Source organism: Pseudomonas sp. PS01299 (assembly GCF_029960145.1).
GTDB lineage: Bacteria > Pseudomonadota > Gammaproteobacteria > Pseudomonadales > Pseudomonadaceae > Aquipseudomonas > Aquipseudomonas putida_A.
Genome location: NZ_JASCPO010000191.1, coordinates 1 through 11,441, shown reverse-complemented (window position 1 = coordinate 11,441; position 11,441 = coordinate 1). Strand labels below are relative to the sequence as shown.

General features: G+C 59.7%; 11 protein-coding genes. 9 read left to right on the top strand and 2 right to left on the bottom strand.

The window, feature by feature from the left end:
- Positions 1-125: 125 nt before the first annotated feature.
- Positions 126-1,292, bottom strand: a complete 1,167-nt coding sequence (locus tag QMX91_RS24020; protein WP_282413488.1) for a PLP-dependent aminotransferase family protein — start codon at positions 1,290-1,292, stop codon at positions 126-128.
- Between the two features lie 82 nt (positions 1,293-1,374).
- Here QMX91_RS24020 and QMX91_RS24015 point away from each other — a divergent pair, with 82 nt between their 5' ends.
- The 3 genes from QMX91_RS24015 to QMX91_RS24005 all read left to right on the top strand — a co-directional run bounded on the left by QMX91_RS24015 (position 1,375) and on the right by QMX91_RS24005 (position 4,204).
- Positions 1,375-1,821: a MarR family transcriptional regulator gene (locus QMX91_RS24015; RefSeq protein WP_282413487.1), complete on the top strand. Its 447-nt coding sequence runs from the start codon at positions 1,375-1,377 to the stop codon at positions 1,819-1,821.
- 316 nt (positions 1,822-2,137) lie between these two features.
- Positions 2,138-3,487 (top strand): NCS2 family permease, encoded by a 1,350-nt coding sequence (locus QMX91_RS24010; RefSeq protein WP_027613339.1) that lies wholly within the window; start codon positions 2,138-2,140, stop codon positions 3,485-3,487.
- A gap of 90 nt (positions 3,488-3,577) precedes the next feature.
- Positions 3,578-4,204 (top strand): LysE family translocator, encoded by a 627-nt coding sequence (locus QMX91_RS24005; RefSeq protein ID WP_003223174.1) that lies wholly within the window; start codon positions 3,578-3,580, stop codon positions 4,202-4,204.
- Positions 4,205-4,386: 182 nt separating this feature from the next.
- On the opposite strand, the gene uraH is transcribed toward QMX91_RS24005, so the two are convergent.
- Positions 4,387-4,740, bottom strand: coding sequence for a hydroxyisourate hydrolase (uraH, locus tag QMX91_RS24000; RefSeq protein ID WP_003223171.1), 354 nt, complete (start codon positions 4,738-4,740; stop codon positions 4,387-4,389).
- Between the two features lie 421 nt (positions 4,741-5,161).
- Between uraH and puuE the strand changes: the two genes are divergently transcribed.
- The 6 genes from puuE to QMX91_RS23970 all read left to right on the top strand — a co-directional run bounded on the left by puuE (position 5,162) and on the right by QMX91_RS23970 (position 11,330).
- The gene (gene puuE / locus QMX91_RS23995) at positions 5,162-6,088 is read left to right on the top strand and encodes an allantoinase PuuE (protein ID WP_096797017.1); all 927 of its coding nucleotides are present in this window, start codon (positions 5,162-5,164) and stop codon (positions 6,086-6,088) included.
- Entirely contained in the window at positions 6,085-6,600 is a 516-nt protein-coding gene (gene uraD, locus QMX91_RS23990) for a 2-oxo-4-hydroxy-4-carboxy-5-ureidoimidazoline decarboxylase (RefSeq protein WP_135295277.1), read from the top strand. The genes puuE and uraD overlap by 4 nt, the downstream gene beginning before the upstream one ends.
- A gap of 88 nt (positions 6,601-6,688) precedes the next feature.
- Positions 6,689-7,684, top strand: coding sequence for an allantoicase (gene alc, locus QMX91_RS23985; RefSeq protein WP_003223166.1), 996 nt, complete (start codon positions 6,689-6,691; stop codon positions 7,682-7,684).
- Positions 7,685-7,801: 117 nt separating this feature from the next.
- Complete coding sequence (locus QMX91_RS23980; protein ID WP_027613342.1) at positions 7,802-8,305, top strand: ureidoglycolate lyase; 504 nt, start codon at positions 7,802-7,804, stop codon at positions 8,303-8,305.
- A gap of 51 nt (positions 8,306-8,356) precedes the next feature.
- Positions 8,357-9,670, top strand: coding sequence for a urate hydroxylase PuuD (locus QMX91_RS23975; RefSeq protein WP_134785817.1), 1,314 nt, complete (start codon positions 8,357-8,359; stop codon positions 9,668-9,670).
- Between the two features lie 301 nt (positions 9,671-9,971).
- Positions 9,972-11,330 carry a nucleobase:cation symporter-2 family protein gene (locus QMX91_RS23970; RefSeq protein ID WP_282413486.1) on the top strand — a complete coding sequence of 453 codons (1,359 nt, stop codon included), beginning with the start codon at positions 9,972-9,974 and terminating at the stop codon, positions 11,328-11,330.
- Positions 11,331-11,441 lie beyond the last annotated feature (111 nt).

Here is an 11,441-nt window from a genome sequence, read left to right as displayed (position 1 = left end):
AGCAGGCTCACTCCTACAATTGGAATGCGTTCTCCTGTAGGAGTGAGCCTGCTCGCGATGAGGCACTTGAGGGCATCATAAATCCCAGACAAAAATAAACCGGCCCTCGAGCCGGTTTATTTTTTTCAGGCTGCTTTGTCTAGTTGCGCCTGCCTCACCACCGCCGCCAACCGCTTCAACCCTTCATCCAGTCGCGCCGGGTCGATGTGACTGAAATTCAAACGCAGGTGCCCGAGGTTTTTATCCGGTTCGGGAAAGAACGGCTCGCCCGGCATGAACGCCACGTCACTGGCCAGCGCTTCGTTGAGCAAGGTTCGCGTATCCAGCGGTTGCTTGAGCGTCAGCCAGAAAAACAACCCGCCCTGCGGCATGTTCCAGTTCGCCAGATCGGAAAAGTGCGTTTCCAGCGCTGACTGGAAAGCATCGCGGCGCTGCCGGTAGAAACCGCGCAGTTCGCTCAGGTGCTGCTGATATTTTTCCGTGCCGATCCATTGCAGTGCCTGCCACTGGCCGATGCGGTTAGTGTGCAGATCTGCCGATTGCTTGAGTTTGAGCAAATGCGGGAACAGGTCCGGGCTGGCGATCAGGTAGCCGACGCGCAAACCCGGCAGCAAGGTTTTCGACACGGTGCCGGTGTAGATCCAGCTGGCTTTCTGCAAACGCCCGGCAATCGGTTTGGCGCTGCCGCCATCGAACGTCAATTCGCGGTACGGCTCGTCTTCGATCAGGGTCACGCCGAATTCATCGAGCAATGCGGCGACGGCGGCGCGCTTGGCTTCGCTGTAGCGCACGGCGGAGGGGTTCTGGAACGTCGGGATCAGGTAGATGAACGCCGGGCGATGTTGCTCAAGTCGACTGCGCAGTTGGGCCAGATTCGGGCCATCGGCCTCTTGCGGCACGGTCAGGCAATCGGCGCCGAACAGCTGGAAGATCTGCAGCGCGGCCAGATAGGTCGGCGCCTCCAGCAGGATTTCGGTGCCTTTGTCGATGTACAACTTGGCCGCCAGATCGAGGGTCTGCTGGGAACCGCTGACCACCAGCACCTGACTCGCCGTGCACTCCAGCCCCAACGCTCGCGCCTGCGCCGCCAGCGCTTCACGCAGCGCCGGCTCGCCTTCGCTCATGCCGTATTGGCCGAGGGACAGCGGCATGTCGGCCCAGTCGACTTTCGGCAACATGGCTTCGGCGGGAAGGCCACCGGCGAACGACATCACCTCCGGGCGCTGGGCGGCGGCGAGGATTTCACGGATCAGAGAACTTTTAAGGCGCGAAACACGTTCGGAAAAAGCCATGGGAGTCACCGGTAGCGAGGCCTGGGAAAAATGAGTCAAACTGGTTGACTGAAACTACGACAGCTTGAGCGAGTACGTCAACATGCTTGACCTTAAAAACCCCGCCAGCCAGCAACAGGCGATGGAAGCGTTTTTCTTCGGCTATCAGGCGTTCACCGCCAAGGCTGATGAAATGCTCGAGCGCCGCGGCCTGTCCCGGGTGCATCAGCGGATTGTGTTTTTCATCGCGCGTTATCCGAATTTGAGTGTGAAGGAATTGCTGGGATTGCTCGGCGTCAGCAAACAGGCGCTGAACATGCCGTTGCGCCAGTTGCAGGAAATGCATCTGGTGCAGAGCGTGGCATCGGAGGCAGACAAGCGTAAGCGTCTGCTGGAGCTAACTGCTGAAGGTGAGAAGTTTGAGCAGGCGTTGCGGCGTGAGCAGGTGAAATTGCTCGAGCGGGTGTTTGCCGAGGCTGGGGAGGCGGCGGTGAATGGGTGGTTGTCGGTGAATATGGCGCTTGGGAGCACTCAGTCACATATTGATTGACTGGACTGGCCTCTTCGGGAGCAAGCCCCCTCCCACAGTGGATCCAGTGGACCCTAATCATGGGTAACCAGCAGAACCCTGTGGGAGGGGGCTTGCTCCCGAAGGGGCCAGAACAAGCGATATATCCCTATCGCCTGACCTTTCGTAAACAAAACCAAAAACAATATTTGCTTTATTTGTACACAAAAGCATAATCCACTGCGTGCGAGTTCCTGACCGCATGGTCAACAAATTCGCGTATGCCTCAAAGGGCTGCTGCCACCCCTCATGGGTCCGGCCCTGGAAATAACAATAAAACTCTTGAGGAGTACTCGCTGTGGAAAGCCGCAAATCCGAAGCATCGACGCTGGAACTCTCGCCGCCCTTACGCACAGGCGTGCTGGAGCGCATCTTCAAACTCAGCTTGCATGGCACCACGGTGAAGACCGAGCTGATTGCCGGTCTGACAACCTTCATCACCATGGCTTACATCATCTTCGTCAACCCGAACATCATGGCCGATGCCGGGATCGATCACGGTGCAGCCTTCGTCGCCACCTGCATCGCCGCCGCGCTCGGCTGCCTGCTGATGGGCCTGTACGCCAACTGGCCGGTGGGCCTGGCACCGGGCATGGGCCTCAACGCCTTCTTCACTTACACCGTGGTCGGCACCATGGGCTACAACTGGGAAACCGCGCTTGGTGCGGTGTTCGTTTCCGGTGTGTTGTTCATGATCCTGACCTTCTCGCGGATTCGCGAATGGCTGCTCAACAGCATCCCGGTCAGCCTGCGCTTTGCGATGGGCGCTGGCGTCGGCCTGTTCCTCGGGCTGATCGGTCTGAAAACCGCTGGCATTGTCGTCGACAGCCCGGCCACCCTGATCAAACTCGGCTCCCTGCGTGAACCCGGCCCGCTGCTGGCGGCGATCTGCTTCCTGATGATCGCGATCCTCAGCTACCACAAAGTCTTCGGTGCGATCCTCATCAGCATCATCACCGTGACCCTGGCCGGTTGGGGCCTGGGCATCGTGCACTACGAAGGGATCATGTCGACCCCGCCAAGCCTGGCGCCGACCTTCATGGCAATGAACGTCGCGGGTGTGTTCAACGTCAGTATGATCAGCGTGGTGCTGGCCTTCCTCTTCGTACACATGTTCGACACCGCCGGCACGCTGATGGGCGTCGCCCAGCGCGCCAATCTGGTCAACGCTGACGGGCGTATCGAAAACCTTTCCCGAGCGATGAAAGCCGACAGCGCCTCCAGCGTCTTCGGCGCGGTGGTCGGCGTTCCACCCGTCACCAGTTATGTGGAAAGTGCCGCGGGTGTAGCGGCTGGTGGTCGGACTGGTCTTACCGCAGTCACCGTGGGTGTGCTATTTATAGCGGCGATGTTTTTCGCACCGCTGGCCGGGATGATTCCGGCTTACGCCACCGCCGGCGCGCTGATTTATGTCGCGATGCTGATGATGGGCGGCATGGCCCACATCGAATGGGATGAAGCTACTGACGCCATTCCGGCAATCGTCACAGCGATCATGATGCCGCTGACCTTCTCGGTCGCCGACGGCATTGCGCTGGGCTTCATCACCTACGTGGCGTTGAAGGCCGGTACCGGCAAGTACAAGGAAATTTCCGTCAGCCTGTGGGTGCTCTGCGCGATCTTTATCGCCAAGTTCATCTTCTTGTAAGCGTCACGCGGTTCAAGCGTCAAACCAGCCTCACCCTCGCGGGTGGGGCTTTTGCACATTCTTGAGTACAACAAAAAAAGGAGCAAAGTGATGAGTCTGGAAACCTGGCTGCTGTTCAGCGGCGCGGCATTGGTGGTGATCCTGATTCCGGGGCCGCTGTCATTGCTGATGATCAGCAACAGTCTGAACTACGGCTTGCGCCGCTCTTACCCGGCGTTTCTCGGCGGCGTGATTGCCTCGATCTGCCTGCTCAGTGCGTCGGCGCTGGGGCTTGGCGCCCTGCTGCTGGCGTCGGAACAACTGTTCAGCGCCCTGAAAATCGTCGGCGCGCTGTACCTGTTCTATCTCGCCTGGCAGAGCTGGCAGCAATCGCGTCAGCCAGCGGTCGGCGCCGAAGTGCCACAAGCCGCACCAGTGCCACGCTTTCGCACCCTGTTCGGCCGGGCGTTTGTCTTGGGTGCGAGCAATCCGAAGGACATTCTGTTTTTCGCCGCGTTTCTGCCGCAGTTCCTTAGCGCGCAACAACCGTTTCTGCCGCAGTTGCTGATCATGATCGCGACTTGGGTGGTGCTGGATCTGTGCTGCAAACTGGCTTACGGGTTGGGCGCGCATGGTGCGGCGCGTTATCTGCGTAGCGGCAAGGGACAGAGCTGGTTCAATCGGGTGAGTGCCGGGTTGTTCAGTGGTGCCGGTGCGGCGTCGCTGTTGAGCCGCTGACAGCAAAAGCTTCGCGAGCAAGCCCGCTCCCACATTTGGAATGCATTCCCTTGTGGGAGCGCGAAGGCGTCAGACCAGACAGCACTTTCCTCCAGGCGAAAAAAAGCCCGCAGTGTGAGCGGGCGAAAGACCAAAGAAGCTATATGCGCAGTCGCTTCCCGGTGGGGGCAGCTGCTTGGGGGTCAGCTGCCCCGATAGGTGGAATAGCTGTAAGGCGAAATCAGCAGTGGCACGTGGTAGTGATCCTGCTCGGCGGAAATGCCGAAACGCAGCACCACCACGTCGAGGAACGCCGGCTCCGGCAGTTGCACGCCACGGGCGCGGTAGTAATCGCCGGCGTGGAACTGCACCTGATAGACCCCGGTGCGGTAGTCATCGCCTTGCAGCAGCGGCGCATCGACCCGGCCATCGCTGTTGGTTATCGCACTGGCGACCAATTCCAGGTGCGAACCTTCAACGCGGTACAGCTCGACCTTGATCGAGCTGCCCGGGCAACCGTGTGCAGCGTCCAAAACGTGTGTTGTCAAACGTCCCATTGATTCTGCGCGCCTGGCCGCAAAGAGCAGTCAGACTTCGCGCCTCCCGAAGTCAGGTAAAAAGGAGACCGCACCGATTCGGAGCACGAAAAGTTGCGGCGAGCGACTGATTAAGACACTTTTCAAAAAAATTGTACACAATAAAAACGACATTTTTCGCATCACCCCCGCCATTCGGGTGTTTACCCTTGATATGCCCCCCAAGTGCCTGGCTATTGAACCTGCGATCCATTAGCTGACTGATCAGGCAGGTTTCTTGCAGGCTCACGCCATTAACAGCAAAAGATGACAGTCGGTGAAAAATGCGAAAATTCAGGCTTACAAATTGCGAATAAAGTTGTATACAATCAGCCCATCGCTGTGACGCCAGCCTGTGCAGGCCGTTACACAAACCTGTCAACGAATAAGAAGGAAGACTGCAGTGAGCGCTGACTACCCACGCGACCTGATCGGTTACGGCAGTAACCCTCCTCACCCACACTGGCCGGGCAACGCGCGCATCGCCCTGTCCTTCGTGCTCAATTACGAAGAAGGCGGCGAGCGCAACATTCTGCACGGCGACAAAGAATCCGAAGCCTTCCTCTCCGAGATGGTCGCTGCTCAACCGCTGCAAGGCGCACGCAACATGAGCATGGAATCGCTTTACGAGTATGGCAGCCGCGCCGGCGTATGGCGGATTCTGAAACTGTTCAAGGAATTCGACATTCCACTGACCATCTTCGCCGTAGCCATGGCCGCCCAGCGCCACCCGGACGTGATCCGCGCGATGGTTGAAGCCGGTCACGAGATCTGCAGCCACGGCTACCGCTGGATCGACTACCAATACATGGATGAGGCGCAGGAGCGCGAGCACATGCTCGAAGCGATCCGCATCCTCACCGAACTCACCGGCGAACGCCCACTGGGCTGGTACACCGGCCGCACCGGCCCGAACACCCGGCGCCTGGTGATGGAAGAAGGCGGTTTCCTCTACGACTGCGACACCTACGACGACGACCTGCCCTACTGGGAACCGAACAACCCGACCGGCAAACCGCACCTGGTGATCCCGTACACCCTCGACACCAACGACATGCGCTTCACCCAGGTGCAGGGTTTCAACAAGGGCGACGATTTCTTCGAATACCTCAAAGACGCGTTCGACGTACTGTACGCCGAGGGCGCCGAAGCGCCGAAGATGCTTTCGATCGGTCTGCACTGCCGGTTGATCGGCCGTCCGGCGCGTCTGGCCTCGCTCAAGCGCTTCATCGAATACGCCAAAAGTCATGAACAGGTGTGGTTCAGCCGTCGCGTCGACATCGCGCGTCACTGGCACGAAACCCACCCGTACCAAGGGGCCGCCCAATGAGCCGCTTTCAAACCCTGCAACCGTCGAGCCTGAGCCGCGACGCTTTCGTCAAAGCCTTCGCCGACATCTACGAACATTCGCCATGGGTAGCCGAGAAGGCCTACGACCTGGGAGCGGACGCCTCGATCGACGAGATCGAAACCCTGCACCAGCGCATGAGCGACATCCTGTTGAGCGCCGATCACACCAGTCAACTGGCACTGATCAACGCTCACCCGGACCTGGCCGGCAAAGCTGCCGTCCAGGGCCAACTGACCGAAGCCAGCACCAATGAACAGGCTGGCGCCGGTATTCACCAATGCACGGCCGAAGAGTTCCAGCGCTTCACCGAGCTGAACGACGCCTACAAAGCCAAGTTCAAGTTTCCCTTCATCATGGCGGTAAAAGGCAGCAACCGGCATCAGATCCTCGCGGCGTTCGAAACGCGCATTCACAACTCGGTCGACACCGAATTCAAATGCGCGCTGGCGGAGATCAACAAGATCGCCCTGTTCCGTTTACTGACTCTCTAGCGAAGCCTGGCCCGAGTGCATCAAACGCGGAGAGCACCCAGGGCCTTGCAAGCATCCCCAGCCAACTTATTAAAGGCAGACAAGAAGAATGAAAGCTTACGCCGTACCTTTCGAGAAGTTCGTCAACCTGGCCGATGCCCGTCTGGGCACCAAAATCATCTCGGTCACCGATGACTGGTTCGCAGACGCCAATCGTCTGTTTCAGCCGACCCCGGCCGTGTGGAAGGAGGGGGTGTTCGACGACAACGGCAAGTGGATGGACGGCTGGGAATCGCGTCGCAAGCGCTTTGAAGGCTACGACAGCGCGGTGATCCGCCTGGGCGTACCGGGTTCGATCAAAGGCGTGGACATCGACACCTCATTCTTCACCGGCAACTTCCCGCCATCGGCCTCGCTGGAAGCGTGCTTCCTGGCCTCGGGCGAGCCGGACGAAAACACCCAGTGGACTGAAGTGCTGTCGGCCGTCGAGCTGCAAGGCAACAGCCACCACTACCACGAAATCAGCAATGACCAAGCGTTCAGCCACTTGCGCTTCAACATCTACCCGGACGGCGGTGTCGCCCGTCTGCGCGTGTACGGCATTCCGTTCCGCGACTGGTCGGCTGTTGGTGACAACGAACAGGTTGACCTGGCAGCAGCCCTCAACGGTGGCCGCGCCCTCGCCTGCTCCGACGAACACTTCGGCCGCATGAGCAACATCCTCAACCCGGGCCGTGGCATCAACATGGGCGACGGCTGGGAAACTGCACGTCGTCGTACCCCGGGCAATGACTGGGTGATCGTCGCGCTGGGCCACCCGGGCGAGATCGAAAAAATCATCGTCGACACCCTGCACTTCAAGGGCAACTACCCGGACACCTGCTCGATCCAGGGCGCGTTCGTCAAGGGCGGCACCGACAGCCAGATCGAAACCCAGTCGCTGTTCTGGCGTGAACTGCTGCCGAGCCAAAAGCTGGAAATGCACGCCGAACACACCTTCGTCGAGCAGATCAAGGCACTGGGCCCGATCACCCACATCCGTCTGAACGTGTTCCCGGACGGTGGTGTGAGTCGCCTGCGCGTTCTCGGCAAGGTAGCGAAGTAAGCGGCGCGACCGTTCGCGAGCAAGCTCGCTCCCACATTGATCGCAATTCCTGTGGGAGCGAGCTTGCTCGCGAAAGCGTCAGATCAAACAACACAGAATTCGGATAAGAAGAACAGCATGCGCACACTAACGATTGAACCGCTGACCAAAGAAGCCTTCGCCCCCTTCGGTGACGTGATCGAAACCGACGGCAGCGACCACTTCATGATCAACAACGGTTCGACCATGCGCTTCCACAAACTGGCGACGGTCGAAACCGCTACGCCTGAGGACAACGCGATCATCAGCATCTTCCGCGCCGACGCGCAGGACATGCCGCTGACCGTGAGCATGCTGGAACGCCATCCGCTGGGCAGCCAGGCTTTCATTCCGCTGCTCGGCAACCCCTTTCTGATCGTGGTCGCGCCACTTGGCGATGTACCTGTATCAGGCTTGGTCCGCGCCTTCGTCACCAACGGCAGGCAGGGCATCAATTACCATCGCGGCGTCTGGCACCACCCGGTGCTGACGATCGAAAAGCGGGATGACTTCCTGGTGGTTGATCGCAGTGGCACAGGCAATAACTGCGATGAGCATTTTTTCAAAGAGGATGAGCGTTTGATCCTCGCCCCCCACCAATAAGAGAAGGTCTGATCACTCGACAACAAGAGTGACAGGCGAGAGGTAAAGACTGTGGAAGCACATCTGTTGGAATGGCTGAACCTGAGCGTGCGCTGGGTTCACATGATCACTGGCGTGGCCTGGATCGGCGCGTCGTTCTACTTCGTCTGGCTGGAGAACAACCTCAACCGCGTCAACCCGAAAACCGGTCTGGCCGGTGATCTGTGGGCGATCCACGGCGGCGGTATCTATCACCTGGAAAAATACAAACTGGCTCCGCCGTCGATGCCGGAGAACCTGCACTGGTTCAAATGGGAAGCCTACTTCACCTGGATGTCGGGGATCGCGCTGCTGTGCGTGGTGTTCTACTCCAACCCCGTGCTCTACCTCGTGGCACCCGGCAGCGGCCTGACCGGCCCTGAAGGCGTGGCCATCGGCATCGGTTCGCTGATCGCCGGCTGGTTCATCTACGACTTCCTCTGCGATTCGGCCCTTGGCAAGAAACCCGCCCTGCTCGGCTTCATCCTGTTCGTGCTGATCATTGGCGCGGCGTATGGCTTCAGCAAGGTGTTCAGCGGTCGCGGTGCATACCTGCACGTCGGCGCGATCATCGGCACCATCATGGTCGGCAACGTGTTCCGCATCATCATGCCGGCACAGCGTGCACTGGTCGCAGCGATCGCCGAGAACCGTACACCGGACCCGGCGCTGCCGGCCAAAGGCCTGCTGCGGTCGCGTCACAACAACTACTTCACCCTGCCGGTGCTGTTCATCATGATCAGCAACCACTTCCCGAGCACCTACGGCAGCCAGTACAACTGGTTGATTCTGGCCGGGATCGCGGTGTTGGCGGTGTTGGTGCGTCACTACTTCAACACCCGTCACGACAGCCACAAGTTTGCCTGGACCCTGCCCGTGGCAGCGGTGGGCATGATCACCCTGGCGTACGTCACCGGCCCTGCGCCGATGCCGACCGCACCGGACGTGGCCAAGGCACCCGCGAAAATCGAGTACCAACCGCTGCCGGAAACGGCACTGGGCGGTGGCGCGAAACCGGCTGAAACGGCGGCACCTGCAGCGCCAGCAGCCCCTGCAGCAGCACCGGCGCAAGCGTCCAACGCAGGCCCTGCGTTCGACAAGGTGCACAACGTGATCCAGGAACGCTGCGCGGTCTGCCATTCGGCCAAACCGACCAGCCCGTTGTTCAGCGCGGCGCCCGCCGGTGTGATGTTCGACACCCCCGAGCAGATCCGCCAGAACGCGGCGCGGATCCAGGCGCAAGCCATCACCACGCAGATCATGCCACTGGGCAACATCACGCAGATGACCCAGCAGGAACGTGACCTGATCGGTGCATGGATCGCCCAGGGAGCCCAGACCAACTGAGCCAGACAAAAGCCTGTGTAAAAGCAGGCTTTTGGGGTGAAGGGATTTACCTGTGCTTGAGGATCTACCTGTGGTGAGGGGATTTATCCCCGATCGGCGGCGCAGCCGTCGCAATACCTGTAATTGCCATCTGCCTGATGTATTGCGATTGCAGGTTTTTGGGGCTACTTCGTAGCCCATCGGGGATAAATCCCCTCGCCACAAAATGCCTCCAGCCAAGCATATGAATGATGCAAAAGGACAGCTGTGAGCCACCCGGCAGCTGTTCAATCACAAGAATAAAAAAGATCCGAGGTGTTGCATGTCCGAGCTGTCCAAAGCGCGCATCCCCGACGCACCCGCCATTCAGCGTTTGCCCCTTTTGCAACTGATCCTGGTCGGTTTGCAACATGTTCTGCTGATGTACGGCGGTGCCATCGCGGTGCCGTTGATCATCGGACAGGCCGCTGGCCTGAGTCGTGAAGAAATCGCCTTCCTGATCAACGCCGACCTGCTGGTCGCCGGTATCGCCACCATCGTCCAGTCGCTGGGTATCGGCCCGATGGGCATCCGCATGCCGGTGATGATGGGCGCCAGTTTCGCCGCCGTCGGCAGCATGGTCGCCATGGCCGGGATGCCCGGTATCGGTCTGCAAGGGATCTTCGGTGCAACCATCGCCGCCGGGTTCTTCGGCATGCTCATCGCGCCGTTCATGTCCAAGGTCGTGCGTTTCTTCCCGCCGCTAGTGACCGGCACAGTCATCACCTCGATCGGTTTGTCGCTGTTCCCCGTGGCCGTGAACTGGGCCGGTGGCGGTGCCGCCGCGGCGCAATTCGGCTCACCGATTTATCTGGCCATCGCCGCTCTGGTACTGGCGACCATTCTGTTGATCCACCGCTTCATGCGCGGTTTCTGGGTCAATATTTCCGTACTTATCGGCATGTGCATCGGTTACGTGCTGTGCGGCGCCATCGGCATGGTCGACCTGAGCGGCATGGCCAACGCGCCATGGGTTCAGTTCGTCACCCCGCTGCACTTCGGCATGCCGAAATTCGAACTGGCGCCGATCCTGTCGATGTGTCTGGTGGTGGTGATCATTTTCGTCGAGTCCACCGGGATGTTCCTTGCGCTGGGCAAGATCACCGGTCAGGAAGTCTGCCCGCGGATGCTGCGTCGCGGCCTGCTGTGCGATGCCGGCGCCTCGTTCGTCGCCGGTTTCTTCAACACCTTCACCCACTCCTCGTTCGCGCAGAACATCGGTCTGGTGCAGATGACCGGTGTGCGTTGCCGTTCGGTGACCATCGTCGCCGGTGCTTTGCTGATCGTGCTGAGCCTGCTGCCGAAAGCGGCGTTCCTGGTGGCGTCGATTCCGCCGGCGGTGTTGGGCGGTGCGGCGATCGCGATGTTCGGCATGGTTGCTGCCACCGGCATCAAGATCCTGCAAGAAGCCGACATCGGCGACCGGCGTAATCAACTGCTGGTGGCGGTGAGCATCGGCATGGGCCTGATCCCGGTGGTGCGTCCGGAGTTCTTCGCGCATCTGCCGCTGTGGATGAGCCCGATCACCCACAGTGGCATCGCCATGGCCACGCTCAGCGCGCTGACGTTGAATCTGCTGTTCAACATCCTCGGCGGCGCCGAACGCGCAGCGATCAACGACTGCCACGCACATCAGCATTAACAGCAACCGATTTAACCCTGTAGGAGTGAGCCTGCTCGCGATAGCGGTATGACATTCAACACTTGAGTTGACTGAAAGAACGCCATCGCGAGCAGGCTCACTCCTACAAAG